Source organism: Variovorax sp. EL159 (assembly GCF_900100965.1).
GTDB lineage: Bacteria > Pseudomonadota > Gammaproteobacteria > Burkholderiales > Burkholderiaceae_C > Variovorax.
In genome coordinates this window covers 254,875-280,853 of record NZ_FMUJ01000008.1, presented here as the reverse complement: position 1 = coordinate 280,853, position 25,979 = coordinate 254,875, and the positions used below count along the sequence as shown (strand labels likewise).

Below are 25,979 nucleotides of genomic sequence, written 5' to 3'. Positions count from 1 at the left end.
GCATGAACACAAGCGCAAACAGCCAACGCCTCCAAGCTCTCGCCACCTCGACGCGACGCAGAAGGACCGCAGGTTCGATCCTCGTCAACGTTGCCATCGCGATGAGCCTGATCGTCATCACGTTGATCGGCACCGAACTGGGCTACTTGTTCTATGTGAAGCGGGAGTTGCAGAAAACCGCGGACTTGGCCGCCCTGGCGGGTGCCCAGGGACTGGGAGTGAACAACTGCGCGACGGCAACAAGCGCAGCGATCACCAACGCGGCGCAGAACATGCCAGCCGGAATCGCGCCCCTGGCGGCCAACAACATCGTATGCGGCCGATGGGACCCGGCAGCGTGGCCTACCGCTCCGCACTTCGGCGCGCCCGGCGCTGGCCAGAAGTTCAATGCGGTACGGGTCACCATCAGCCGAACTCCCGCGGTTCTGATGCCCGGGATTTTCGGAAACCAGCCAAGAACGATCACCGTGGGCGCCTTGGCGGCCCAGCAATACCCTCGCGCGAATCTGACCATTCGCTCCACGCTGGTGACCATCGACTCGACACAGTCGCCATTGCTCAATGCGGTGTTCGGTGGCCTGCTGGGAGGCAGCCTCAACGTCAGCCTCGCGGGCTGGAATGGCCTCCTCAATACGAAGCTGCAGTTGCTGACCTATATCGACCAGTTGGGAATCAACCTGGGCATCGGCGTTGGCAAGTACGACCAGGTGCTGAGCACCAGCGTGTCCGTCGGCACCTTGATTCAGGCCATGATCGATGCCTTGCAGCAGAGCGGCAACACGGCGCAGATCGTGCTCGATGCGCTCAACCTGATCAAGCTCACCGCCAACGCGGCGGCGGCGCAACCGCTGCTGAAGCTCGGCGACCTGCTCGGCATACAGACCGGCACCGATGCCGCTGGACTGCAAACTGACGTGCAGCTTCTTCAATTGCTCCAGGGCTTGGTGCAGGCTGCAAATGGCAAGAGCGGCGTGGTGGCGACCGTCGCGCTTCCGCTCCCGGGCTTGGCCACGGTCACGACGAACGTGAAGGTCATCGAGCCGCCGCAGGTGTCGGCCACGGGCAACCCCATATTGGCCAAGCTCAACCCTACCGGTCCCGACCAGATCTACGTGCGCACCGCACAAGTCCGCGCGTTGATTTCAATCGACCTCCCGGCGCTGAATGGCATCACCGACCTTCTCAACGCGTTGACGACAGCCCTCTCGCCCGTCACGGATCTGCTGAACAATCTCTTGAGCCTGAATCTCGCCGCGAGTGTGAAAAACCTCTTGGACTGCCTCTTCGCATGCACGCGCAACGTCACCGACATCCGGATACTTCCTGCGCCCGTACGGCTGGACATCAGTTTGGACGCAGGTGGCGGTGCATCGCGCGTCACAGACTACAGCTGCGCCGCGAATGCGACCTCTCTCACCGCGCAAACGACGACTTCAGCGGCAACGCTGCGCATTGGAAGCCTGGGCGCCACTGCGGCCATCGCGAAGGCGAATGCGTTTTCTTCGAGCGCACCGCCAACCGTCAGTCCTGTTCCTATCATCGACATCGGATCCCAAACCTGCCATGTTGTATTGCTCGGGATCTCAACGAGTTGTGACCCCAGCACACGACAGGCCTATTACGGCGGGGGCCTCGGTCTGCAGGCCGATGTTCCCGTGGGGGCGACCACGCAGTCGCAATTCTTCGCGAATCCCCCCACCCTGGATCAACAACCTGCCTACCTCGCCATTGCGACACAAAACATCGTCAACAGCCTGACAAACACGCTGAATGCTCTCAATCTTCTGATTGCGATTCCTCCTACAGCGCCGGGTGGCGGCCTGTCCAATGTCCTCACGGGCCTGACCAACACGCTGAGTGCCGTCATCAACCTCCTGATCGGGATCATCAAGGGCGTGCTGTCGCCGCTGATCGACCCCTTGCTCAACACCTTGCTGAGCAACGTGCTCGGCGCGAACGTCGCCCAGACGGAAGTGGGTGGCCGGCTGACCTGCGCGAGCGGTGCCGTGCTCGTTTATTGATTTCCGCATTGCCTACATGAGTTCCCCCTCCAACTTCGACGAACTCGACCTCTTTGTCTGGGAAGGCAAAGCCGACATCCTCGACCGCATCGCGCGGTGCATGGCGAGCTTCGACGTGGAAGTGATCCGGGCCGATGGCCTGCCGCCTCCGCAGTCGGACCGCGGCGCAGCGCTGCGTCCTTCCGTCGCGATCATCAGCGTCACCGTCATCGACAGTGGCGGCCTGGCACACGCCACCGAGCTGCTGCAGGGCATGCCGGTGATCTGGGTTGCCGCGGGTTCGCGCGAGCGCGATTCGCGCACGTATCCACCCGAGTACCTGCACGTGCTGCCCTACGACTTCACCTGCGCCGAGTTGCGCACGATGGTCGCGAAGCTGGTGCGGCAGCTGCGTGCGCGCGACGTGGCGCCGCAGGCGCCCGATGTGCTGGTGGCGCATTCGGAAGCGATGAAGGCGCTGCTGGCCGAGGTAGGCGCATTCGCCGATTGCAACCACAGCGTGCTGGTGCGCGGCGAGACGGGTGTCGGCAAGGAGCGCATCGCGCAGCAGCTGCACCTGGGGCACCAGACGTACGGCAAGGGCGCCTTCGTGGCGGTGAACTGCGGCGCAATTCCCGACGGGCTGTTCGAGTCGCTGTTCTTCGGCCACACCAAGGGTTCGTTCACGGGCGCGGTGCATGCGCATCGCGGCTACTTCGAGCAGGCCACGGGCGGCACGCTGTTCCTCGATGAAATCGGTGACCTGCCGCGCTACCAGCAAGTCAAGTTGCTGCGGGTGCTCGAAGACAACACGGTCACGCGGCTGGGTGCAACGTCGCCGGTGCGGGTCGACTTTCGCCTGGTGGCGGCGACGAACCGCAACCTGCGCGAGATGGTGGCAAGCGGCGAATTTCGCGCCGACCTGTTCTACCGGCTCGCGGTGATCGAGCTGCACGTGCCCAGTCTCGAAGAACGTGGCGAGGTCGACAAGATCGCGATCTTCAAGGCGCTGTTGAGCAATGTGCTGGGCGACGAGCTGGAAGCACTCGGCGAAACGCCGCACTGGCTGAGCGATGCGGTGGCCGAAACCTATTTTCCCGGCAACGTGCGGCAGTTGCGCAACCTCGCGGAGCGCGTGGGCGTGATCGCGCGGCAGTTGCACGGCTGGGACCAGAACCTGATCCAGCGCGCGATCGCACTCACGCGCGGCACGCCGGCACCGGCGATGTCGGCCGACCGCAATGGCGGAAACGGCGGTGGCGTGGCGCTCGACAGCAATGGCGACCGCAAGGGCTGGAACAGCAGCGAGCGCAACCGCATCATCGCGGCGCTGGAGATCAACGACTGGAAGCGCCAGGACACGGCGCAGCACCTGGGCATCAGCCGCAAGGTGCTGTGGGAGAAGATGCGCAAGTACCAGATCCTCGATGGCGAGCCCGGCATTCCGGAAGATGCCTGAATAAGGCTCGCCCCCAGGCTTCGCACACTTCGTGTCGCTGCTCCTACCCCCTACCGGGGGCAACACCTGAGGCCCGGCGAAGCCGGTTCCTCGGTGTTTCCCGAACTCACGGGGCTTTGCTTCGCTCGCCCCTCTTTTTCTTCTTCAAGGGGTTGAGAGTCGGGGGGCTTTGCGCAGCGACGGGTTGGCGCCTGCCGCACCTGCGGTGCGCTCCACGACCGGTTCACTCGCGCAGGCTGTATTGCTCGAAATGCACAGCGCGCCGAGCAAGCCGTCTTCAGTCAGAACGGGGCGGCCGGGTGCGCCGAAGAGGCTGTCGATCCACGTGTTGGGCATGGTCGGGTCGATGCGCAGTTCGCCCGTGGTGCGCGCAAGGCGCAGTTCGGAAATGCGCAGGTCGAACACGCCGTCGATGTAGTCGAACAGCAGCGTGTAGTAGTCGAGCTGCGCATCGAGCACCTTGGGCAAGGTCTCGCGGCCGAACTCCATCAGGCGGCGGCGGCCGCGGAAGGCCTGGCCGGAAGTGCTGACGGCTTCCATCAATTGCTTCTCGCGCTCGCGTCCCGAGACGGTGCGGGCCCATGACGCGGAGGTGAGCTCGAACAGGTTGAGCCGCACGCCTTCGAGCTTGGCCTCCTGGTTGGCGACTTCGGCAAGCGCCGACTTCAGGCGCAGTTGCCGGTCGAAGCCGTTGCCGAAGTTCCAGTTGAGTTCCAGGCCCGCGCGCGTCGGGTTCTGCGTCACGTCGTTCGGGTCCTTGGTCTTGACGACGACGGCATCGATCGTCGGGTAGAGGCTCGCGTCCTGCTGGTCGGCCAGCGCCTTGGCACGATCGATGCGGCCCTGGGCTTCGGCGATCTCGGTGCTTCGCGCCTCGGCACGGCGCAGCGCCTCTTCCTGCGAGCCGATGCGCCACTGCAGCGGCGCGGCGAGCACGGGCAGCGAATCGGTGTTGGGCGAGAACTTGAAGTAGTTGCGAAACTTGGCAAGCGCTTCGTCGCGCTGGGCTTCGAAGTCGGATTCGCGCGCGGCCACCAGGGCCCGGCGCGACGCCGCCATGTTGAGGTCGTTGTCGCCGGTGACGCCGAGCGCCACGCGGCGGGCCTCGGCCTTCGAGAGTTCGGCCACCACCTCGGTGGCCCGGTGCGCGATCTGCTTCTTGAGGTCGAAGCGCTGCACCTGCAGGTAGGCGGTGAGCGCGTCCAGCACCACCTTCTGCGAGGTGGTGACGACGGCCTCGTCGTCGGCCAGGTTGGCCGCCTCGGCGGCGCGTTGCGCGGCGCTCATCGCACCGCCGTCGAGCAGGCTCATGCGCACCTGGGCGCTGAGCACCGTGTAGTTCTGCGTCTTGGCCTTGGCCACGCCGCTGTTGTAGCTGCCGGACGATGTGCTGAAGTTCAGGCGCGGATAGCGCGCCTGCTTGGCGGCATCCACGCCGTAGCTGCTGGTGTTGGCGGCGGCCTGGGCCGTCTGCACCTCGGGGTACTCCTGCGACAGCGCGATCAGGGCCTGCTTGACCTGCTGCGTGTAGTTCGCGGCACCGAGCGACGGCGCGGAAAGCCGGCGCGCGAGCAGCAACCCCGGGATCGCTTCCTGCCCCTCGGGTTGCGGCGCCTCCTGCGCAAGGGCCACCGGCGGCAGCGTGAAGCTCACGCACAGCGCTGCGCAGACAACACCGGGGCCCATGCGGCGCCGGCCAGCCGAAGTTCTGTCCATCATGGTTCGCGGAAGGCTTCGCGCCGCAGCTTGAGCACAGGTCGGAGGATGTACCAGATGAACGGGTCGGTGCCGACACGCAGGTCCACTTCGGACTCCATGCCGGCGGTGATGCGGTTCTCGTCGCGCCCCACGTGCGACTGCGACATGCTGATGAGCAGCCGGTAGTACGGCGCGCCGTTGGAGATGGCCGGATCGCGGTCGGCATCGGCCGCAACCAGCTTCACCTTGCCGTCGACGGCGCCGTAGCGCAGGTAGTCGTACGCGGTGATCTTCACGCGCGCGGTCTGCCCCACTTCGATGAAGCCGCGGTCATTGGGGTTGAGCCGCGCCTCGACCATGATCTCGTCCTGGTCGGGCACGATTTCCATGATGGCTTCGCCGGGCTTCACGACCCAGCCGGGACTGGAGTTGCGCAGGCCCTTCACGATGCCTTCCGATGGCGCCTTCACCACCGTGCGCGAGCGCTGCGTGCGGGCGCGCGCGAGGTCTTCGCTCAGGCTCGCGAACTGGCGCTCGACGGTGGCCAGCTCGTCCGATGCGCGGCGGCGAAAGCTCCCTTCGGCCTGGGCCATCTTGGCCTGCGCCTCGGTGATGGCGGCATCGGCGGAGATCACGCCCTGGCGTGCCACCGCGAGTTCGCTGCGCACGCTTTCGGCCTGTCGGCGCTTTTCGAGCACCTCGACCTGCCCGACCAGTTTCTCGCTGAGCAATTGCTCGGAAATCTCGAGCTCTTTCTGCATCAACTCGAGCCGATCGCTCAGGCCCTTGACCTTGGCCTGCTGCTCCAGCTTCTTGCTGCGCGCCTGCTCCAGGCCCGACACGGCGCCGGCCATCACGCCGCGCTGTTCGAGCGCGCGCGCCTGGTAGGCACCGGTCTCACCCTCGAACACGCCTTCATCGATGTCGGCCGCAAAGGATTCGCGCTTGAGCGGCTGGCCACGGCTCTCGGCCATGAGCCGCACGCGGGTGGCCTGCGTGGCCGCATAGCGGGCCGTGAGTTCTTCGAGGTTGAGGCCGCTGCCGCCCAGGTCGATCTCGACCAGCGACTGGCCCTGCTTGACCTTGTCGCCTTCCTTCACCAGCACGGCGCTGACGATGCCGCCTTCCAGATGCTGGATCGACTTCACGCGGTCGGAGGGGATCACGCGGCCGGGTGCCACGACGACGGTTTCCATCGGAAATCCGAGGCCGATCAGCGCCAGCACCGCAACGGCACCACCGATGATCCACTGTCGCCGTCGCCCTTCCGGCGAGGTCTGCGCCGCCCGCCTGTCGTTCTCATCCTGCAATACCTGCGGCAGATCAGATTTCAAGATGAGCTCTCCCCCAGGCTTCGCGCACTTCGTGTCGCTTCTCCACCCCCCTCACCGGGGGCAACGCCAGCGGCCCGGCAAAGCCGGTTCCGCGACGTTCCTCGACTTGACACCTTCGATTGCGTGATTCGTGAATAGCTCATCAGTTCGGTTCTTAGGCCATGGAGCGGGAGGCCTCGGCCCCCGCGCCGTTGTCTTCCGCGTTGCCGACGGCCACCAGCGGCGTCCTGACGCCGAACAGCTTCGGCACCATCACCGCGGCGGTGCCCTGCTCGACGTTGCCCTGCCCGGTCACGTGGTAGACCACGCTGGCCGCCGAGACGATGCGCAGCGAATGCGTGACCACCACCACGGTGCGCACCTTGGCGACCGCGAGCATGGTGGCGAGCAGGTTGCGCTCGCTCTGGAAATCGAGGTCGTTGCTGGGCTCGTCGAGCACCAGCACCGAGGGCTTGCGCAGGAAGCTCATGGCCAGCGCGAGCTTGCGCCGCTCGCCCACCGAAAAGCCCGTGCCGCCTTCGCCGACCACGGTGCGGTAGCCATCGGGCAGGCGCGAGATGAAGTCGTGCGCGCCCGAGAGCCTGCAGGCCGCGACGATCTGCTCGTCGCTCTGGCCCGGGGCGCCGCGCCGCATCACGTCGACCAGCGCACCGCCGAACCAGTAGACCTCTTGCGACAGGTAGCTGATCCAGCGCGAGAGTTCTTCGCGGCCGAATTGCGAGAGGTCGTACTCGCCGATGTTGACGGTGCCACGCGTGGGCGTGTACAGGCCCGAGATGAGCTTGACCAGCGTGGACTTGCCCGCGCCGTTGCGCCCGACGATCACGTGCAGACCGCCGGGGCCGATGTCGAGGTCGACGTTTTCCAGCACCGGCTTCTGCGCGGATTCGGTGAAGCTGAAGCTCACGTCCTTCAGCGTGACGCGGCCCAGCGGCTGCGGCAGCGTCATGCCGGTGGAGGGCTTTTCGACCGGTTCGCGCAGCACGGTCTCGAGCCGCTTGGCCGCTTCCTTCGCGGTGGCCAGCGAGCGCCAGTTCGACACCAGCCCGGCCACCGGCTGCAGCGCCTTCAGCGCGAGCATGTTCGAGGCGACGAGGCCGCCGACCGTCATCCATTGCTCCATCACCGAGATGGCGCCGACGGTGACGACGATGACCGAGAACACGGTGAGCAGCACCGTGGTGCCGTCGCGCGCGGTTTCGATCTGGCCGTTCTTGGTGAAGCTTTCGGTGAGCCAGGCGTTGTAGGTCTGGCGCCACATCTCGATGGTGGGGCCGTCGTTGGCCTGCGTCTTCAGGGTCTCACGCGCATGGCAGATCTCGGAGGTGATGCGGTCCAGCCCGCGGCCGCGCTGCACTTCCTCCACGCGCCCTGCGCGCACTTCGTCGGCCCACCACCACGCAAGGAAAGACATGATCGCGAGAAAGAGCGCCACCACCGGCAGCACGGGCAACGCGACGATGCCGATGACCACGAGTGCGAAGACCGCCATCGGCAGATCGAAGACCGATTGCGCGAGCCCGCCGGTGACGGTGCCGCGCACCGAACCGACGTCGCGAAAGTACAGCTGCCACGACGACGCGGGCCGCGCTTCGAGCGCGCGCAACGGGCGCGCCAGCATCGAGTTGAGCAAGGCCCCCGACACGCCGTGGTCGATGATCGCGCCCGCATTGCGCAAGAGGCGCGAGCGCCGCGTGCGCAACCAGAACTCGATGCAGAGAAAGAAGAAGATGCCGCTTACGAGTGCGGCGAGCGTCGATGTGCCGCTGCGCGACAGCACGCGGTCGTACACCTGCAGCAGGAAGATGGAAGGCAGCAGCCCGAACAGGCTGATGGGCAGCGAGCGCCACGCCGCGCCCTTGACCAGCGGATAGGCCTCGCGGAAGGCTTCATGCATCGCCCCCGCAAAAGGACTGGCACCCGGCTCGTCTGTCGTGTCGGCAACCAACTGACTGGGCAAGAGGAACTTGATCATGGAGAAAAGCCGATCCGTCGTGCAATGACGCCTGTGTCATTATCAACTGTTACCCGGCTGTTACAAGGCAAAAATTCACTCTCCGTGCAGGTCAGCACGGAAGCATTCGCCTCTTCATCGGATCGGCTTGCGCGTCATGAATCGAAGCCCCCGTGCCGGACCGCGTGGCCGTTCCTTCGACCATGCAGCCGACCGGTTTTCCCACGGTCATTTCCTTTGCCTCTTGGGGCAAACCCTGTGCGAGTACCAATGCGATGTTGGCGCACAGCAGCATGCACAGCACCCACGCGCACAGCAGCTGAAGCCAGCCCAGCCACCAGCGTCGTTGCGGCGGCGGTGCCTCGCGTTCGAAGGGCGAGTGCAGGAGGGCGTTCCATCTCATGGTCATGGCAGTGCTTTCAAAACCCGGGCCAGCCGGGACAGGCCGACGCCCGCTGAACTTTTTGCCAGCACCCAGTCACCTGGTTGCAGCAATCCGCCCAGCGCGGTCGACAGGTCCGACACATCGACGAACCAATGCGAGCGAACCTTTGTACGAATGCGCGCATGCAAGGCGCGCATCAGCGGACCGCACAACAGCACGCGATCCGGTTGAGAGGCCAGCAGCTCCGCCTCGAGATCGAGGTGGTGCCGCTGGGCGGCGGGCCCCAGTTCCTGCATATCGCCAAGAATGGCGACGCGCCGCGCGGGTTCGCAGGGGGCCTGTGACAGCAATTCGAGCGCCGCCCGCATCGAGCTGGGGTTGGCGTCATAGGTTTCATCGATCAGCTTGAAGCTTCCGCCGCCGATGTGAATGGTGTGCAGCGCACCGCGTCCGCCCGGCGGCTCGAAGTGCGCGAAGGGTTCGACCGCCGCGGCCAGCGGCAGGCGCAGCGCCTGCAGCGCCGCGAGCGCGGCGATGGCGCTCGCGCCCATGTGGCGGCCCGGTGCATTCAGGCGCAGCTGGAAGGGCTCGCCCGCCACCATCGCCTGCACCTCGCCGTGGTCGAAGGCGAGCAGGCGCACGTCGGCGTCCTTGTGCTCGCCGCAGGTCACGATCTGCAGTTGCTGCGCCATCGCGGCTTCGGCGAAGGTCGCGAACTCGGGCATGTCGCGGTTCAGCACCACGCTGTCGCCGGGCGCCATGCCCTGGAACATGCGGCTGTCGAGCCGCGCGGCGGCTTCCGAAGGGCCACGGTGTTTCTGCGATGCGGCCGAGAGCCCCGTCACCACCACCAGCGAAGGCCGCACGAGCTGCGCCGAGGCCGGCATGTGCGAGCTGCCCATCTCCATCACCCAGTAGGCCGCGTGGCGCGGCATGCAGGTCATGTTCCAGGCGATGCCCGAGGGCAGGCTGATGTTGCCTTCGGGCTGGCCGACCTCGCCCCACACGGTCAGCGCGCCGGCCAGCATCGCGGCCACCGTGCTGCTACCCGCGCCGCTGCCGAGCACGCCGCATACGCGGCCCGTGAATTCGGTGCGCGCATGGTCGCCCAGTTGCAGCACGGCCTGCAGCACGTTCTGCACCTGGAGCACGGGCACGCGCTTGTCCAGGTGCGGCTTGGGGTCGGTGCACAGCACGGCGGCGGCCGGCTGCAGCACGCCCTTGAGCGTGACGGCCGCGAGCGGCGTCTTCGACGGCCGCGTCTGGTGATCGAACACGACGCGGCCCTTGCGCATGAAAGAGCGCTGCGTCACGCCGCTGGCGCGCCAGCCGTCTTCGGGCTTGACGACCCATTCGCCGCCGGTCACGCGGGCCATTTCGCTCGCGGTCCACGCGGGGCCGTCGTCCCTCGGCGCGGTGCCGCCCGAGCCGCCACCGGCAGCGGACAGGGCACGGCGTTCCAGCAGGTAGCGGTGGTAGGCGGCAAAGCCCGACACGTACTGCTCGACGTCGTCGATGCGCACGCGGAACGAGTGATGGCGGATGAAGAACGAACCGACGACGGTCGAAGGCCGCCGGAAGTACATCGCCATCTCGGGCCAGAAGAAGCCGTTGAGCAAGTAGTGCGCGCGGTAGTCGAGCGCGCGGTAGAACTTCTCGGTGTCCAGCTCGTCGAGCAGGTGCCGCATCGCGGGCATGCCTTCGAGCCGCTGCAGCATCTGCTGCGCGGCCAGCATGAGTTCGAGCAGCGTCGGAAAGGTGGTCTTGCGGTCGAGCACGAAGTCCAGATAGCCCGCCACGTTCTGCAGCCCGAAGCGAAAGTACTTCTCCTGCGGGCTCCAGTGCGTGAGCTCGTTCACGCAGCAGCTCAGCCAGTGGTCGTGCGCCTGCCAGTGCTGGCTGGCGATGAAATGGTCGAAGGCCTTCTCGACCACAGCCAGCCACTGCGGATCGCGCGTCAGGCCATACAGGCGCATGAGGCCGTAGGCCGCTTCGCCGTCGTAGTAAATGATGCGCGAGGCCTGCTTGAGCGTGAGGTCGGTCGCATGCAGCACGTGGTTGAAGCGGCCGCTGGCCGGGTCCTGCAGCGACACGATGCCCAGTGCGAGCTTCTCCAGCAGCGGCAGCCAGCGGCGCGTGTCCATCAGCTCGCAGTACTTCACCAGCGCGAGCACGCAGGCCGCGTTGCCGCCGAGCTTGATCTCACCGCCGGTGTCGACCAGGAACGCGACCTCGCGCCCGTCGGGCAGCGTGTAGTCGCGGATCAGCCAGGTGGTGAGGTGGTCGAGCGCGCGGTCGATGGCCGAGCGCAGGGTTTCGTCGCGTGTGAGCTCCCATGCTTCGAGCATGGCGTAGACCGCGCTCGCATGGCGCATGGCGTCGTAGGTCGGGATGCGGCGATCGAAGCACGGGAAGTAGCCGTAGACGAAGAGCCCGTCGGCCTGCACCTGCCGCGCCAGGTAAGACGAGCCGCTGCGCACCAGCTCCAGCACCGACTGCGGGTTCAGCGCCGGCATCTGCCGACGGCCCGCATCGAGCCCCGTGCCGACGAGCTTGTGCACCACGCCGTCGGGCTGGCAGAACACGCCCACCATGGCCAGCAGGTACACCGGCTGGTCGGTCGGCATGTCCAGCGATGGCGTGCGTTCGAAGCGGGCCTGCGCATAGACCTCGAAGTTGCGCTGGTTCACCACCGAGTGCGCGATGGTCGAATCGCCGCAGAGCATCGCGTTGGCGTTCAGCTCCTGCTCGGTGAAGGCGATCTCGAAGTCCTGGTCGAAAGCCAGGCCAAGGCGGAAGTAGTTGCGCTTGACGGCCGTGAGCTGCGTCTTGAACTGCACCCAGTCCATCGGGCTCGCGCCCTCGACCCAGTCAATGCGCAGCCACGGCGAGACGATGCCGCGCTCGCGCACCCAGCGCTCGACGATGCCGGCGCCTTCGCGCCATGCCGTCTCGAAGTCGGCGGCCCGCGCATGCACGACGTGCGCGCGCTGCGAACCGTCGCTGACCGAGAAGAACAGCGTGAAGGCCGGATAGGGGGCAGGCAACGCCGCGCACACCGACACCAGGCGTTCGTGGCAGGCGTGGAGTTGGTCTGGGAAGGACATCATTCGGCCCCGATCGAATGCGGGAGACCGGTCGCGTCCGTCATCAGCTTTCGCCTCGATGTGAACGTTGACCGGAGACTGCCGTCGAAGTCATCGCGGTGATCCGGCTTCAGCGGTAGCTGAATTCGGCTCGGCGATTGAGCTGATAGCCCTCCTCTGTGGTTTCGAGAGACGCGGGCTTCTCCGTGCCCCAGCTGATGGCTTCGATGCGTTCGGCCGGCACGCCCAGTTGCGTGAGCGCGCGTTGCGCGGCGTCGGCGCGGCGCTGGCCCAGTGCCAGGTTGTATTCGCGGCCGCCGCGCTGGTCGGTGTTGCCTTCGATCACGACCCGGCTCGACGGCCGGTTGCGCATGAAGCTCGCATGGGCCTCGACGATGTTGCGGTCGCCGGGCCGGATGTTGTATTTGTCGAAGTCGAAGTAGACGATCTTCGACACGCCCGCCGGGCCGTTCTGCACCGGCGGCGGCGGTGGCGGTTCCACCTTCGCCACGGCGCTCGCGCCCTTGTTCGAGTAGTAGTAGGTCGCATCGTCGCGGCCGGTCTTGGGTGGGACGCAGGCCGCAAGGCTTGCGCTGAGCGCGACGAAGGCGAGTATCCGGAAATTCTTTTTCATATCGATCCTTTCGAGGGACAGGCCGGTGGTGGCCTGTCCCTGGTGCTGCAGCAGCTCCCTCACCCTCTCCTTGCGTTGTTCTTGTTCAACCCAGCAGGCCGTGCAGGATGTTCGTCACGGGAGACAGCGCGGTGCCGGCAGGCGAGTGCTCGACCAGGCTGGTGATCGGGGTCAGCACGTCGTTCACCAGCGGGGTGACCGCATGCTCGACACCGTTCACCACGCTGCTGACCGCATCGGTCACCGGTGCCGTGGCGTGGCCCGCGCCGGCCAGGATGTCGGTCACCGGCGCCGTGGCGCTCGATGCCGCGCTGGTCACGGTGGAGACCACCGGGGCCACTGCGCTCGTCGCGTGGCTCACCACGTCGGTCACCGGCTGCAGGATGTTGGCGGCCGGGCCGCTGCCACCCAGCAAGCCGCCGAGCAGGCCACCCACCAGACCGTCGTTGCCGAGCAGGCCGCCGACCAGGCCGTGATCGCCCAGCACGCCGTTGAGGATGCCGCCGGCGGTGCCACCTGTGGTGCCGCCAGTCACGCCACCGAGCAAGCCACCCACGAGGCCGTCGCTGCCGAGCAGGCCGCCGACCAGGCCGTGGTCGCCCAGCACGCCGTCGAGGATGCCGCCGGTGGTGCCACCCGTGGTACCGCCGGTCACGCCGCCGAGCAAGCCGCCGACGAGGCCATCGCTGCCGAGCAGGCCACCGACCAGACCATGGTCGCCGAGCACGCCATTGAGGATGCCGCCGGCGGTACCGCCTGTGGTGCCACCGGTCACACCGCCGAGCAAGCCGCCCACGAGGCCGTCGCTGCCGAGCAGGCCACCGACCAGACCGTGATCGCCCAGCACGCCGTCGAGCAGGCCGCCCGTGGTGCCGCCGGTCACGCCGCCAAGCAGGCCGCCCACAAGGCCGTCGCTACCGAGCAGGCCGCCGACCAGACCGTGGTCGCCCAGCACGCCGTCGAGGATGCCGCCAGTGGTGCCGCCAGTCACGCCGCCGAGCAAGCCACCCACGAGGCCATCGCTGCCGAGCAGGCCGCCGACCAGACCGTGGTCGCCCAGCACACCGTCGAGGATGCCGCCGGTGGTGCCGCCCGTCACGCCGCCGAGCAAGCCACCCACGAGGCCGTCGCTGCCGAGCAGGCCGCCGACCAGACCATGGTCGCCAAGCACGCCGTCGAGGATGCCGCCGGTGGTGCCGCCAGTCACGCCGCCGAGCAGACCGCCAACCAGGCCGTGCTCACCGAGCACGCCATCCAGCAGGCCACCAGTGGTGCCGCCAGTCACGCCGCCGAGCAAGCCGCCAACCAGACCGTGCTCGCCGAGCACGCCATCGAGCAGGCCGCCGGTGGTGCCGCCAGTCACGCCGCCGAGCAAGCCGCCAACGAGGCCGTGTTCGCCGAGCACGCCATCGAGCAGGCCGCCAGTGGTGCCGCCAGTCACGCCGCCAAGCAAGCCGCCCACAAGGCCATCGCTACCGAGCAGGCCGCCGACCAGGCCATGGTCGCCCAGCACGCCGTCGAGCAGGCCACCGGTGGTACCACCCGTCACGCCGCCGAGCAGACCGCCAACCAGGCCGTGCTCACCGAGCACGCCATCGAGCAGGCCGCCGGTGGTGCCACCGGTCACACCGCCGAGCACGCCACCAAGCAGACCATGCTCACCGAGCACGCCATCCAGCAGGCCGCCGGTGGTGCCACCAGTCACACCGCCGAGCACGCCACCAAGCAGACCATGCTCACCGAGCACGCCATCCAGCAGGCCGCCGGTGGCGCCGCCAGTCACGCCGCCAAGCAAGCCACCCACGAGGCCGTCGCTACCGAGCAGGCCGCCGACCAGACCGTGATCTCCCAGCACGCCATCGAGCAGGCCACCCGTGGTACCGCCAGTCACGCCGCCGAGCAAGCCGCCCACGAGGCCGTCGCTGCCAAGCAGGCCACCGACCAGACCGTGATCGCCCAGCACGCCGTCGAGCAGACCGCCAGAGGTACCGCCACCCAGCACGCCCCCGAGCGCGCCACCCAGCAGGCCGCCGTTCAACACGTGCGCCACGCCGTCGGTGAGGAAGTCGACTTGCGTGTCGACTGCGTTCAGCAGGGCGTGCGTCGTGCCGGTGCCCAGCAGTTGATCGGTCAGCGGGCTCAGCAGGCCGCTCACGCCGTCCGTCACGTTCTTCACCACGCTGTCGACCGGGTCGAGGATGTTGGGGCTGTTCGGCGTGAAGGTGGTGCCGAGGATCGGGCCCAGCAGGCCGTCGACCGTGTGGGTCACGCTGTCGGTGAGGCCGACCACCGGGGTCAGCACGTTGCCCAGGCCGAGGCCTCCGAGCACACCGTGGTTCAGGCCGTTGGCCACGCCGCTGACGATGCTGTCGACCGGGTCGAGCAGCGCCGTGCCGGGTGCGCCCGTGCCCCCGCCGCCGATGCCGCCCAGCACACCGCCGAGCACACCACCCAGCAGGCCGTCGTTGCCCAGGAGGCCGCCGACCAGGCCATGGTCGCCCAGCAGGCCGCCCACGACGCCGTTCGGTCCGAGCAGGCCGCCGCCGATGCCGGTCACGCCGCCCAGCAGGCCGTCGCTGCCCAGGAGGCCGCCGACGAGGCCATGGTCGCCGAGCAGGCCACCCACCAGGCCGTCGCTGCCGAGCAGGCCGCCGACCAGGCCGTGGTCACCCAGCAGGCCACCGACCAGGCCATCGTTGCCCAGCAGGCCACCCACCAGGCCGTCGTTGCCCAGCACACCGCCGAGCAGGCCGTCGCCACCCAGCAGGCCGCCGACGATGCCGTTGTCGCCCAGCAGACCGCCAAGCAGGCCGTCGTTGCTGACCAGGCCGCCCAGCAGGCCGTGGTCACCCAGCAGGCCGCCAACCAGGCCGTCGTTGCCGAGCAGGCCACCGAGCGTGCCGCCCACAAGGCCGCCGACCAGACCGTGATCGCCGAGCAGGCCGCCCAGCGGGCTGTCGGTGATCAGGCCGGAGACCACGCCGTGCTCGCCGAGCAGGCTGTCGACCAGGCCACCGTGGCCCAGCAGTCCGTCGGTGAGGCCGCCGACGCCGAGCAGGTCCGACAGGCCGCCGTTGAAGCCGAGCAGGCCGCCGACCACGCCGTCGTCGCCGAGCAGGCCACCGAGGGCGCTGCCTTCGCCGAGCAGGCCACCGAGCAGGCCGTGTTCACCCAGGAGGCCGCCGGTCAGGCCGCCCACCGCGCCATTGCTGCCGAGCAGGCCACCGATCAGGCCGTCATGGCCGAGCACGTTGCCCAGCAGGCCGCCGACCGCGCCGTCTTCGCCCAGCAGGCCACCCACGAGGCCATCGCTGCCGAGCAGGCCGCCGACCAGACCGTGGTCGCTCAGCAGGCCGCTCACGAGGCTGTTCGGGCCGAGCACGGTGCCCAGCACGTTGCCGACCACGCCGTGGGTGCCCAGGAGCTGGTCGGTGACGCCACCGAGGCCGAGCGCGCCGGTCACGCCACTCAGGATGCCGTGGTCGCCGATCAGGTTCTGCAGGCCGTTGTGCACCGCATCGGTCAGGTAGTCGACCTGGCCCACCACCGTGCCGAGGATCGCGTTGGTGGCGCCGGCGCCCAGCAGGCCGTCGAGCGCGGGGCTCAGCGAGCCACCCAGCAGGTGGGTCACCTGGCCGACGGTGTTGTCGACCGGATCGAACTCGTTCGGGTTGTTCGGCGTGAAGGTGGAGCCGAGCAGCGGGGCCAGCACGTTGTCGACCACGCCGGTGACACCGTCGACCACATGGGTGACCGGGGTGAGCGCAGTACCGAGTCCGAGTGCGCCGCTCAGGCCATCGACCACGTGATGAACGAGGCTATCGCCCGGATCGAGGAGGTGGTCGCCATCGGCGTCGGAGTCTGCGTCGGCATCCGCGTCGGAGTCCGCATCGGCGTCGGCGTCAGAGTCGGCATCAGCATCGGCGTCTGCGTCTGAATCGGCGTCGGCGTCGGCGTCGGCGTCGGCGTCGGCGTCAGCGTCGGCGTCAGCGTCAGCGTCGGCATCGGCATCGGCATCCGCGTCAGCGTCAGCGTCGGCATCGGCATCGGCATCGGCATCTGCATCCGCATCCGCATCCGCGTCCGCATCTGCGTCCGCATCAGCATCAGCATCAGCATCAGCATCAGCATCTCCATCAGCATCCGCGTCCGCATCGGCGTCCGCATCGGCATCCGCGTCGGAGCCATTGGGGTTGGTCGGTGTCGTGGGGTTGCCCGAGGACACGAGGAGTGGAATGCCGGTATCGCCGCCACCGCCACCACCGCTGAGCGCTGCGCCCAGTGCCGCGGCACCCAGCGCGCCCAGTGCGAATTCACCCAGGCCGATGCCGCTGCCGGCTGCGAGCTTCTTGGTCACGGCCAAGGCGGCTGCGTCGGCATCGCTGTCGGGCGGGGTCACTTGCAGGTCGCCCGAGGCGACATCCACATTCACTTGTTCGAGGCCGCCCGGCAGCTTGGTCGAGCCGATGGTCGCATCGGTGCCGCCGGTGAAGACGCCGGCCAGCGGCGCCTTGTTGGTGGCCGAGCCGGGGAAGAGCACGTTGGCGTGGCCGTCCTGCGGAACGATCACGCGGTCACCGGCAACCAGCGTCTGATTGCCATCGACGGGAATGCGGACACCGTCGCGCATCACCGCGACGCCGGGCGTCGCATTCGATAATGTGCCGATGCTGGCGGGGCCAGCTGCGGCAGCGGGTGCCGCCGAACTCATCGCGGCGGGAGCGCCGAGCGGAGTGACGGTGGCCTGGGCGATGACCACTGGAGCAGCGCCGGCGGCGGCAAGTCCTTCGGTCGAATTGGTCGATGCTTGTTGAGCGGTCATGGCAGCCTCTGTGACAAAAGATGCCTCTACAGGGGCAACTTGCGTGCCGCTTTTTCCGCGCTCCGTGCCAGATGGGTTGCAGGCCATGCAACCTGTTGATTCGTATGAATATTTTTCTCAAAATCGACTTACCGACGGCGTGTAGAAACAGCTCGTAAGAAGGTCATTTCGCGATTCGTTACGTTACGAGGTAACGCGATGTACCCGGAACGCCGGGCACATCCACCCCCCTAAGAAGCGGCCTTTTCTCCTCATCTTTCCCATCTCTTTTTCTGCCCTCTATCTATATATGTTCAATCCCTCCCAGGAAGATGTGCGCCGCTTCTTCTGCGACGTGTACGCCAAGCACCGGCAGGGCCTGCCGATGGAAGCGCTCGAAACCATTGCCGCCGGCTGGATCGACGAACACCCCGAATACCACGAGGACCTGGCCGATGCGGATGCCGCGGTCGCGCGGGTCTATGACGGATCGAACGGCCGCGAGAACCCGTTCCTGCATCTGTCGATGCACCTGTCGATCAGCGAGCAATGCTCGATCGACCAGCCGCGCGGCATTCGCCAGGCGGTGGAGTTGCTGGCCGCGCGCCGCGGCTCGCTGCTGCATGCGCATCACGAGGCGATGGATTGCCTGGGCCAGATGATGTGGGAGAGCCAGCGCGCGGGCCGCCCGCCGGACGGCGAAGGCTACGTGGCCTGCGTGCAGCGCCGGGCAACCAAAGACTAGGGACGGCTTCGGGTTTTTCTTTTGGGCGGCGGCAGCGCGCCCTGCTGCTTCGCGGCCTCGCGCAGCAGCGCGGCCATGGCGCCGCGCAAGGCCGACGGCTCGGCATCGCTGCGCTGCAGCAGGCCGACCGGCTCTTCGGTGCCGGCCGTGTCGATGCGCAGCCGCACCAGCCGGCCGTCCGACAGTTCGCCGCGCGCGGCACCGAGCGGCGTGATCCACACCGCATCGGACACCGCCACCAACGCGCGCGCCACGGCCACGTCGAGCGTCTGCAGCGCGTTGGTCGGCAACACGAGGCCGCGCGCCGACAGAAAGCTTTCGGTGTTGTGGCGCGGGATCGTGCCCTCGCCGTACACCACGAGCGGGTAGGCCAGCACCGCCTGTACCGTCGCCGCCTTCAGCGCGGCCAGCGCGAGCGGATGGCCAGCGCGCATGGCAAATACCAGCGGCTCGGTGTGCAGCAACTCGAAGCTCAGGCCGCCCATCAGGCGCGGATCGCTCATCCGGCCCACCACGAGGTCGAGCTCGCCGGCGCGCAGCTCGTCGAGCAGCACGGCGTTGGCGGCGCTCTTGACCGTGATCTGCACGGACGGCCAGCCGTCGCGCAGCCGCGCCAGTGCCGCCGGCAGCAGGGCCGGCGCGACGCTCGGCAGCGCGCCGATGCGCAGGCGCTCGACGCGCTCACCCGACGCCGGCGCCACCGCCTGCGCGCTGGCATCGAGCGCCTCGAGCACGCGCAGCGCATGCGTGAGCAACTGCTCGCCGGCGGGGGTCAGCCCCTGCACGCCACGGCGGCCGGCCTTGCTGCGTTCGACCAGGCGCGTGCCCACGATCGACTCCAGCTCCGAGAGCGTCTTCGACACCGCGGGCTGGCTCAGTGCCAGCCGCCCGGCCGCGCGCGCCAGGTGGCGCTCCTGCGCCACGGCGACGAGGCAGCGCAGATGGCGCAACTGCACGTTGCGCAAGAAATCCTGGCGAAGTTCGGTAGGGTTTTTCAATGCCTTCTGTTTATTGAAACTTGATCAATCTTCAATTTACATCATCGAATGGCACTTCTAAAGTCTGGGCTTCCGGATTCGTCCCACGACAGGAGACAACGCACATGTTGACCAAGACCAAGGCCCCGCAGGGCCCGCACGCCACCCTCACCCCGCGCGACTGGGAAGCCCACCCCAGCTACGTCTACCCCGGCTACAAGTCCACCGCCAAGCGCGGCCCGCTGAAGCCGCTGATTCCGTTGAAGGCCTCGCTCGGCGAGCTGCAGCAGCCGGTGTACGGCCACGACAGCATCGGCGAGCTCGACCACGACCTCACGCGCAACGCGCGCAAGAACGGCGAGCCGCTGGGCGAACGCATGATCCTTACCGGCCAGGTGCTCGACGAACACCGCCGCCCGGTGGCCAACACGCTGGTCGAGCTGTGGCAGGCCAACGCCTCGGGCCGCTACGTGCACAAGGTCGACCAGCACGACGCGCCGCTCGACCCCAACTTCCTCGGCGCGGGCCGCTGCCTGACCGACAGCGAAGGCCGCTACCGCTTCCTCACCATCAAGCCGGGCGCCTACCCCTGGGGCAATCACCCGAACGCATGGCGTCCGCAGCACATCCACCTGTCGCTGTTCGGCCAGAGCTTTGCCAGCCGACTGGTCACGCAGATGTACTTCCCCGGCGACCCGCTGCTGCAGTACGACCCGATGGTCACCGGCACGCCCGAGCGCTATCGCAACCGGCTGGTTGCCGACTTCAGCCTCGACATCACCGAAGAAGGCTACGCACTGGGCTACCAGTTCGACATGGTGCTGCGCGGCGCCGATGAAACGCCGTTCGAGAACCGCTGAACCGAAGGAGACACACACCATGTTGATGAGCGCACAGGAAGCCGACTTCGGCCAGACCCCTTCCCAGACCGTGGGTCCCTACTTCGCCTATGGCCTCACCGCCACGCAGTACGGCTACTACTTCAACCAGCCCTTCGATGCCGTCGTGGCGCTGGACAACGCCACCGGTGAACGCATCCGCCTCGAAGGCCGCGTGATCGACGGCGACGGCAACCCGATCAACGACGCACTGGTCGAGATCAGCCAGCCCGACGGCGAAGGCCGCTATCCGCAGACGCCCGACGAGGCACGCGCCATGGGCTTCCGGGCCTTCGGCCGCGTCGGCACCGGCACCGCCGAGGGCAACCGCTTCGTGTTCCACACCGTGAAGCCCGGCGCCGAAGCACCCGGCGAGGCACCGCACATCAACGTGATCGTGCTGATGCGCGGCCTGCTGCTGCATGCGTTCACGCGCGTGTACTTCAGCGACGAGGCCGAGGCCAACGCGAAGGACACGGTGCTTGGCAGCGTGCCCGCGGACCGCCGCCACACGCTGATCGCAGAGCGCGTGGAACACGGCGGCGCGGTGACCTACCGCTTCGACATCCGCATGCAGGGTGCGGACGAGACGGCCTTCTTCGACATCTGACCGCCATGTAGAGCGGCCCGATCGCCGGACTCTTTTTTCTTTCTCTTTCCGCGAAGCGCGGCAGCCAGGGGGCTGCCGCGCTTTTTCTTCATCGCGCCACTCAAAAAACCATTCCTACATCGGAGCAACGCATGCAACAGACAACCAGCTCGCTGGATGTCCAGGCCTTCCTGGACCGGCACCCTTTCTCGGCTTTCCAGTGGCGCATCTTCGCGCTGACCTTTCTCGTGGTGCTGCTCGACGGCTTCGACACCTCGGCCATCGGCTACATCGCACCGTCGCTGGCCGGCGAATGGGGCGCCAGCAAGATGGCGCTCGCGCCGGTGCTGAGCGCGGCGCTGTTCGGCCTTGCGTTCGGCGCGCTGGCGGCCGGTCCGCTGGCCGACCGGCTGGGCCGCAAGCGCGTGCTGGTGGGCGCGGTACTGGTGTTCGGCCTGGGCTGCCTGGCCTCGGCCTTCTCGGGCAGCCTGTCGGAGCTGGTGGGCCTGCGCTTCGTGACCGGCCTCGGCCTGGGCGCGGCCATGCCCAACGCCGTGACGCTGACCAGCGAGTACTGCCCCGAGCATCGCCGCGCGACCATCACCAACACCATGTTCTGCGGCTTCCCGCTGGGCGCGGCCTGCGGCGGCTTCCTCGCCGCCTGGATGATCCCGCACCTGGGCTGGCGCAGCGTGCTGGTGCTGGGCGGCGTCGCCCCGCTGGTGCTGGTGGCGCTCATGCTGTGGCTGCTGCCGGAGTCGGTGCGCTACATGGTCGCGAAGAAATTCAGCCCCGAGCGCATCCGCGCGGTGCTGGTCCGCATCGCCGACGGCGCATCGCGGGCCACCGCGTTCACCATGACCGAGAAGAACCAGGCAGGCCCCGCGCCGCTGGCCACCAGCGGCATCGGCGTGGTGCTGTCGCCCGCGTACATCGTGGGCTCGCTGATGCTGTGGATCGCCTACTTCATGGGGCTGGTGATCTTCTACGCGATGATCAACTGGATGCCGATCCTGTTCCGCGAGGCCAACGTGCCGCCGCAGACGGCCACCGTCATCTCGGCCCTGTTCTCGCTGGGCGGCGTGGGCGCCATCGCCTTCGGCTGGCTCATGGACCGCTACAACGCCAACAAGATCATCGCGACCGGCTACGCGCTGACGGCCGTCACCGTGTATTTCATCGGCCAGTCGCTGGGCAACGTGGGCGCGCTGGTGGTCACGGTGTTCCTGGGCGGCACGCTGATGAACACGGCCCAGTCGTCGATGCCCGCGCTGGCCGCGGCCTTCTACCCGACGCAAGGCCGCGCGACCGGCATCGCCTGGATGCTCGGCCTGGGCCGCTTCGGCGGCATCGCGGGTTCTTACCTCGTTGCCGAGCTGGCGACCCGGCACCTGGGCTTCGGCCAGATCTTCGCGGTGCTGGCGGTGCCGGCGCTCATTGCGGCGGTGGCGCTGGTGGTCAAGCAGATGGTGCATCCGCACAGCGGGCAGGCCGTGGTTCGCGGCGGGGTGACGAGCCACTGAGGCCGGCCAGTCAGTCGGTCGTTCGATCGGCTGCGCCAAAGAAAAAGCCCGCATGCGCGGGCTTTTTCTTTAAGGGTATGCAGGGCTTGCTTTATTCAGCGCCGTGGTGAATGCGGGACTCCGGCACCGTCTTCAGTTCGCCGGGCAGCGAGCTGATGTAGGTGGCGAGCGTCTTGAGTTCTGCATTGGTGAACTTCTTCGGCTCGACCTGCTGGCCCATCACCGCGTTGGAGCGGCCCAGGTGCGGGTTGTTCTTGACGCGGTACGACTTGAGCGCGACGAAGAGGTAGTCGGCATGCTGGCCGGCCAGCTTGGGCACGGTGCCGTCGTTCGGCGTGTTGAAGTTGGCGCCGTGGCACTTGGTGCAGCTGTTGTCCTTGTCCTTCGTGACCAGGGCCAGGATGTTGTCGGGCGTGGCCTGGGCGAGGGCGGCCGGCGGTGCGTCGCCTTCCTTCAGGCCGAGCTGGCTGTAGTAGGCGGCGAGATCAGCGATGTCCTGCTCGGTGAGCGTGTCGGCGATGGCGCGCATGGTGGGGTGCTTGCGGTCACCGCCCTTGTAGGCCGTGAGGGCCGACGTGATGTACGCCGCGCTCTGCCCCGCGATCTTGGGCACCTTGTGGATCTCTGGGAAGCTGGCCTGGTAGCCGATGATGCCGTGGCAGCCCACGCACATCGCAACCTTCTTGGCGCCGTCCTGGGCCTTGCCAGTGACTTGCTGGGCCTGTGCCGAGAGCGTCACGCAAGCGACAGCAAGGGCAAACATCGTGGTCAACAACTTGTTCATTTTGCGCGCACAATCTCGTGGAGAGTACAGTTTTTCGAATCAACATTCGATTATATGCAGGGGTCTTCCAGATCCCTGTGCAGGCCAACCCTGAGGCTGCACAACGCGTGTCGAGTGTGTTCTTTTCTCCACCCCCAGCCTCCGTCTCATTCATGAAATTCCAGGGCTCAGACAACTACGTCGCCACACAGGACCTGATGCTCGCGGTCAATGCCGCGATCACCCTCAAGCGCCCGCTGCTCGTCAAGGGCGAGCCCGGCACCGGCAAGACCATGCTGGCCGAGGAAGTGGCGCAATCGCTCGGGCTGCCGCTGCTGCAGTGGCACATCAAGTCGACCACCAAGGCGCAGCAGGGCCTGTATGAATACGACGCCGTGAGCCGCCTGCGCGACTCGCAGCTCAAGGACCTGGACGGCGGCGAGCGCGTCAGCGACATCAACAACTACATCGTCAAGGGCGTGCTCTGGCAGGCCTTCACGGCCGACCAGCCGGTGGCGCTGCTGATCGACGAGATCGACAAGGCCGACATCGAATTCCCGAACGACCTGCTGCGCGAAATCGACCGCATGGAGTTCTACTGCTACGAGACGCGCGAGCTCATCCGCGCCAAGCACCGGCCGGTGGTTTTCATCACCTCCAACAACGAGAAGGAACTGCCCGACGCCTTCCTGCGCCGCTGCTTCTTCCACTACATCAAGTTCCCCGATGCCGAGACGATGAAGCACATCGTTGCCGTGCACTTCCCCGGCCTCAAGCAGGAGCTGCTCACGGCCGCGATGAAGACCTTCTACGACGTGCGCAACCTGCCGGGCCTGAAGAAGAAGCCCTCGACCTCCGAGCTGCTCGACTGGCTCAAGCTGCTGGTGGCCGAAGACATTCCGCTCGAGGCGCTGCAGAGCAAGGACGACAAGGTCGCCGTGCCGCCGCTGGTGGGCGCGCTCCTGAAGAACGAACAAGACGTGACGCTCTTCGAGAAGCTCGTCTTCATGCAACGCAACAACCGCTGAGTCCATGAGCCGGCAACCCCACTCCACCAAGCAGCTCATGAAGCTGGGCATTGCCCAGGCCGTTCTGTTCGTGGTGGGCGCGATGCTCGGCCGCGGGCTCGGGCTGCTGCTGGGCCTCGACGCGTTCGGCGGCAGCGAATACGGCAAGCGCGAGATCTTCGGCATCGCGCTGGTCGGCCTGGGTGGTGGCGCCGGAGCACAGGCGGCGCGCGCCTGGTACGTGCACAAGTACGGCGACCCGCGCGGCTGAAGCCCACACCACAAGCTCGAAGAGAGTCGGAGAAAAAATGGCGTTCGTCGAACCCGTCACGCTGAAGGCCCGCGACATCGCGCTGGTGCCGCTGTCGCTCGACCATGAAGAAGGCCTGCGCGCCGCGGCCGCCGATGGCGAGCTGTGGAAGCTGCGCGTCACCTCGGTGCCCGAGCCGGAGAACACCCGCACCTACATCGAGACCGCGCAGAATACCGCCGACCGCTTCGCCTTCGCCGTCACCAATGCAGCCACGGGCACCGTGCTCGGCAGCACCAGCTTCCACGACATCCTGCCGGCCGTGAAGCGCGTGGAGATCGGCTACACGTGGTACGCCGCGCACTGCCATCGCACGCACGTCAACACCACCTGCAAGCTGCTGATGCTCAGCCACGCCTTCGACACGCTCGGCTGCAACGTGGTGGGCTGGCGCACCGACAACTTCAACTTCACCTCGCAGCGCGCCATCGAGCGCCTGGGCGCCAAGAAAGACGGCGTGATCCGCGGGAACGTCATGCGCCGCGACGGCACCATCCGCGACACCGTCATGTACAGCCTGCGCGCGGGCGAATGGCCCGAAGTGAAGGCACAGCTGCTGTACCTGCTCGACAAGCCGCGCGGCTGACGCAAACACAAGGAGCGCAACGCATGCTCATCGACTTCTTCTACACCCTGCGTTCGGCCAAGCTGCCGGTGTCGGTCAAGGAATACCTCACGCTGCTCGAGGCCCTGCAGGCCGACGTGGTGGGCCCCAACTCCGACGGCGCCTACGGCATCGACGACTTCTACTACCTCTCGCGCACCGCGCTGGTGAAGGACGAGAAGCACTACGACAAGTTCGACCGCGCCTTCGCCGCCTACTTCAAGGGCGTCGAGATGCTCACCGACTTCACGAAAGAAGTGCCGCTCGACTGGCTCAAGAAGACGCTCGAGCGCGAATTCACCGCCGAAGAAAAAGCCAAGATCGAGAAGATGGGCTGGGACGAGCTCATGGAAACGCTCAAGAAGCGCTTCGAGGAGCAGAAGGAACGCCACGAGGGCGGCAGCAAGTGGATCGGCACCGGCGGCACCTCGCCCTTCGGCAACGGCGGCTACAACCCGCAGGGCATCCGCATCGGCGGCGCGGGCAAGAACAAGAGCGCCGTGAAGGTGTGGGACCAGCGCGCCTACAAGGACTACGACGATACGCAGGAGCTGGGCACGCGCAACATCAAGGTCGCGCTGCGCCGGCTGCGCAAGTTCGCGCGCGAAGGCCACGACGAAGAGCTGGACCTGGACGACACCATCCACTCGACCGCCGCCAACGCCGGCTTCCTCGACATCAAGATGCGGCCCGAGCGCCACAACAACGTCAAGGTGCTGCTGCTGATGGACGTGGGCGGCACGATGGACGAGCACATCCAGCGCGTCGAAGAACTGTTCTCGGCCGTCAAGACCGAGTTCAAGCACCTGGAGTTCTTCTACTTCCACAACTGCGTGTACGACTTCATGTGGAAGAACAACAAGCGCCGCTTCTCCGAGAAGTTCGCGACCTGGGACATCCTGCGCAAGTACAACAAGGACTACAAGCTCATCTTCGTCGGCGACGCGACCATGAGCCCCTACGAGATCCTTCAGCCCGGCGGCAGCGTCGAGTACAACAACGAAGAGGCCGGCGCCGAGTGGATCCAGCGGCTCACGCACACCTTCCCCAAGTTCGCGTGGATCAACCCCGAGCCCCAGGGCGTGTGGCAATACCGCCAGAGCATCGCGGTGATGCAGCAGCTGATGTCCAACCGCATGTACCCCCTGACCCTGCGGGGTCTTGAAGAAGCGATGCGCATGCTGTCCAAGTAGGACGGGGGCGAAGCCGGCGATGCGGCCCGGGCCTTCAGG

The 25,979-nt window shown here is 67.1% G+C and carries 19 protein-coding genes; 10 read left to right on the top strand and 9 right to left on the bottom strand.

The features are described from left to right. The first annotated feature begins 2 nt into the window (after positions 1–2). Entirely contained in the window at positions 3–2,021 is a 2,019-nt protein-coding gene (locus tag BLQ28_RS28715; RefSeq protein WP_176801253.1) for a TadG family pilus assembly protein, read from the top strand. A gap of 16 nt (positions 2,022–2,037) precedes the next feature. Beyond that, entirely contained in the window at positions 2,038–3,459 is a 1,422-nt protein-coding gene (locus BLQ28_RS28710; protein WP_093246723.1) for a sigma 54-interacting transcriptional regulator, read from the top strand. Between the two features lie 144 nt (positions 3,460–3,603). On the opposite strand, the gene BLQ28_RS28705 is transcribed toward BLQ28_RS28710, so the two are convergent. From BLQ28_RS28705 to BLQ28_RS28675, 7 genes are all read right to left on the bottom strand, one after another. After that, positions 3,604–5,178, bottom strand: coding sequence for a TolC family protein (locus BLQ28_RS28705; protein WP_093246722.1), 1,575 nt, complete (start codon positions 5,176–5,178; stop codon positions 3,604–3,606). Beyond that, a complete protein-coding gene (locus tag BLQ28_RS28700; RefSeq protein ID WP_093246721.1) occupies positions 5,175–6,491 on the bottom strand; it encodes an HlyD family type I secretion periplasmic adaptor subunit in 1,317 nt (438 codons plus the stop codon). The genes BLQ28_RS28705 and BLQ28_RS28700 overlap by 4 nt, the downstream gene beginning before the upstream one ends. Positions 6,492–6,645: 154 nt before the next feature. Further along, the gene (locus BLQ28_RS28695) at positions 6,646–8,466 is read right to left on the bottom strand and encodes a peptidase domain-containing ABC transporter (RefSeq protein WP_093246720.1); all 1,821 of its coding nucleotides are present in this window, start codon (positions 8,464–8,466) and stop codon (positions 6,646–6,648) included. Between the two features lie 91 nt (positions 8,467–8,557). Next, positions 8,558–8,854 carry a hypothetical protein gene (locus BLQ28_RS28690; RefSeq protein ID WP_256327500.1) on the bottom strand — a complete coding sequence of 99 codons (297 nt, stop codon included), beginning with the start codon at positions 8,852–8,854 and terminating at the stop codon, positions 8,558–8,560. After that, positions 8,851–11,940 (bottom strand): glutamate ligase domain-containing protein, encoded by a 3,090-nt coding sequence (locus tag BLQ28_RS28685; RefSeq protein ID WP_093246719.1) that lies wholly within the window; start codon positions 11,938–11,940, stop codon positions 8,851–8,853. Before BLQ28_RS28685 ends, BLQ28_RS28690 begins: the two co-directional genes overlap by 4 nt. A gap of 106 nt (positions 11,941–12,046) precedes the next feature. Then, on the bottom strand, positions 12,047–12,550 hold the full coding sequence (gene pal / locus BLQ28_RS28680; protein WP_093246718.1) for a peptidoglycan-associated lipoprotein Pal: 504 nt from the start codon (positions 12,548–12,550) through the stop codon (positions 12,047–12,049). 85 nt (positions 12,551–12,635) lie between these two features. Then, positions 12,636–17,372, bottom strand: a complete 4,737-nt coding sequence (locus BLQ28_RS28675) for a hypothetical protein (RefSeq protein WP_256327498.1) — start codon at positions 17,370–17,372, stop codon at positions 12,636–12,638. A gap of 289 nt (positions 17,373–17,661) precedes the next feature. On the opposite strand from BLQ28_RS28675, the gene BLQ28_RS28665 reads away from it, so the two are divergent. Then, complete coding sequence (locus BLQ28_RS28665; RefSeq protein ID WP_007838777.1) at positions 17,662–18,096, top strand: DUF1841 family protein; 435 nt, start codon at positions 17,662–17,664, stop codon at positions 18,094–18,096. Here BLQ28_RS28665 and BLQ28_RS28660 read toward each other — a convergent pair. Next, positions 18,093–19,094 (bottom strand): LysR substrate-binding domain-containing protein, encoded by a 1,002-nt coding sequence (locus BLQ28_RS28660; protein WP_093246716.1) that lies wholly within the window; start codon positions 19,092–19,094, stop codon positions 18,093–18,095. The two genes, BLQ28_RS28665 and BLQ28_RS28660, sit on opposite strands and share 4 nt — an antisense overlap. A 104-nt stretch (positions 19,095–19,198) precedes the next feature. Between BLQ28_RS28660 and pcaH the strand changes: the two genes are divergently transcribed. From pcaH to BLQ28_RS28645, 3 genes are all read left to right on the top strand, one after another. Continuing rightward, positions 19,199–19,933: a protocatechuate 3,4-dioxygenase subunit beta gene (gene pcaH, locus BLQ28_RS28655; protein ID WP_093246715.1), complete on the top strand. Its 735-nt coding sequence runs from the start codon at positions 19,199–19,201 to the stop codon at positions 19,931–19,933. 19 nt (positions 19,934–19,952) lie between these two features. Next, complete coding sequence (pcaG, locus tag BLQ28_RS28650; protein ID WP_093246714.1) at positions 19,953–20,561, top strand: protocatechuate 3,4-dioxygenase subunit alpha; 609 nt, start codon at positions 19,953–19,955, stop codon at positions 20,559–20,561. 131 nt (positions 20,562–20,692) lie between these two features. Next, on the top strand, positions 20,693–22,063 hold the full coding sequence (locus BLQ28_RS28645) for an MFS transporter (protein WP_093246713.1): 1,371 nt from the start codon (positions 20,693–20,695) through the stop codon (positions 22,061–22,063). A 91-nt stretch (positions 22,064–22,154) separates the two neighbouring features. Here BLQ28_RS28645 and BLQ28_RS28640 read toward each other — a convergent pair whose 3' ends face one another. Then, positions 22,155–22,847, bottom strand: a complete 693-nt coding sequence (locus BLQ28_RS28640; protein WP_093246712.1) for a c-type cytochrome — start codon at positions 22,845–22,847, stop codon at positions 22,155–22,157. 152 nt (positions 22,848–22,999) lie between these two features. On the opposite strand from BLQ28_RS28640, the gene BLQ28_RS28635 reads away from it, so the two are divergent. From BLQ28_RS28635 to BLQ28_RS28620, 4 genes are read left to right on the top strand one after another with little or no spacing between them, the layout of a single operon-like run. After that, on the top strand, positions 23,000–23,854 hold the full coding sequence (locus BLQ28_RS28635; protein ID WP_093246711.1) for an AAA family ATPase: 855 nt from the start codon (positions 23,000–23,002) through the stop codon (positions 23,852–23,854). A gap of 4 nt (positions 23,855–23,858) precedes the next feature. Beyond that, positions 23,859–24,104, top strand: coding sequence for a hypothetical protein (locus tag BLQ28_RS28630; protein ID WP_093246710.1), 246 nt, complete (start codon positions 23,859–23,861; stop codon positions 24,102–24,104). 37 nt (positions 24,105–24,141) lie between these two features. Then, positions 24,142–24,729 (top strand): GNAT family N-acetyltransferase, encoded by a 588-nt coding sequence (locus tag BLQ28_RS28625; protein WP_093246709.1) that lies wholly within the window; start codon positions 24,142–24,144, stop codon positions 24,727–24,729. Between the two features lie 23 nt (positions 24,730–24,752). Further along, the gene (locus BLQ28_RS28620; RefSeq protein ID WP_081268833.1) at positions 24,753–25,940 is read left to right on the top strand and encodes a vWA domain-containing protein; all 1,188 of its coding nucleotides are present in this window, start codon (positions 24,753–24,755) and stop codon (positions 25,938–25,940) included. Positions 25,941–25,979: the final 39 nt, after the last annotated feature.

Excerpts from the sequence above, each read along its gene's own strand:
- BLQ28_RS28625 (WP_093246709.1), top strand. The coding sequence starts at position 24,142 with ATGGCGTTCGTCGAACCCGTCACGCTGAAGGCCCGCGACATCGCGCTG.
- BLQ28_RS28715 (WP_176801253.1), top strand. The coding sequence starts at position 3 with ATGAACACAAGCGCAAACAGCCAACGCCTCCAAGCTCTCGCCACCTCG.
- pcaG (WP_093246714.1), top strand. The coding sequence starts at position 19,953 with ATGTTGATGAGCGCACAGGAAGCCGACTTCGGCCAGACCCCTTCCCAG.
- BLQ28_RS28710 (WP_093246723.1), top strand. The coding sequence starts at position 2,038 with ATGAGTTCCCCCTCCAACTTCGACGAACTCGACCTCTTTGTCTGGGAA.
- BLQ28_RS28705 (WP_093246722.1), bottom strand. The coding sequence starts at position 5,178 with ATGATGGACAGAACTTCGGCTGGCCGGCGCCGCATGGGCCCCGGTGTT.
- BLQ28_RS28635 (WP_093246711.1), top strand. The coding sequence starts at position 23,000 with ATGAAATTCCAGGGCTCAGACAACTACGTCGCCACACAGGACCTGATG.
- BLQ28_RS28640 (WP_093246712.1), bottom strand. The coding sequence starts at position 22,847 with ATGAACAAGTTGTTGACCACGATGTTTGCCCTTGCTGTCGCTTGCGTG.
- BLQ28_RS28690 (WP_256327500.1), bottom strand. The coding sequence starts at position 8,854 with ATGACCATGAGATGGAACGCCCTCCTGCACTCGCCCTTCGAACGCGAG.
- BLQ28_RS28630 (WP_093246710.1), top strand. The coding sequence starts at position 23,859 with ATGAGCCGGCAACCCCACTCCACCAAGCAGCTCATGAAGCTGGGCATT.
- BLQ28_RS28675 (WP_256327498.1), bottom strand. The coding sequence starts at position 17,372 with ATGACCGCTCAACAAGCATCGACCAATTCGACCGAAGGACTTGCCGCC.
- pal (WP_093246718.1), bottom strand. The coding sequence starts at position 12,550 with ATGAAAAAGAATTTCCGGATACTCGCCTTCGTCGCGCTCAGCGCAAGC.
- BLQ28_RS28645 (WP_093246713.1), top strand. The coding sequence starts at position 20,693 with ATGCAACAGACAACCAGCTCGCTGGATGTCCAGGCCTTCCTGGACCGG.
- pcaH (WP_093246715.1), top strand. The coding sequence starts at position 19,199 with ATGTTGACCAAGACCAAGGCCCCGCAGGGCCCGCACGCCACCCTCACC.
- BLQ28_RS28695 (WP_093246720.1), bottom strand. The coding sequence starts at position 8,466 with ATGATCAAGTTCCTCTTGCCCAGTCAGTTGGTTGCCGACACGACAGAC.
- BLQ28_RS28685 (WP_093246719.1), bottom strand. The coding sequence starts at position 11,940 with ATGATGTCCTTCCCAGACCAACTCCACGCCTGCCACGAACGCCTGGTG.
- BLQ28_RS28620 (WP_081268833.1), top strand. The coding sequence starts at position 24,753 with ATGCTCATCGACTTCTTCTACACCCTGCGTTCGGCCAAGCTGCCGGTG.
- BLQ28_RS28665 (WP_007838777.1), top strand. The coding sequence starts at position 17,662 with ATGTTCAATCCCTCCCAGGAAGATGTGCGCCGCTTCTTCTGCGACGTG.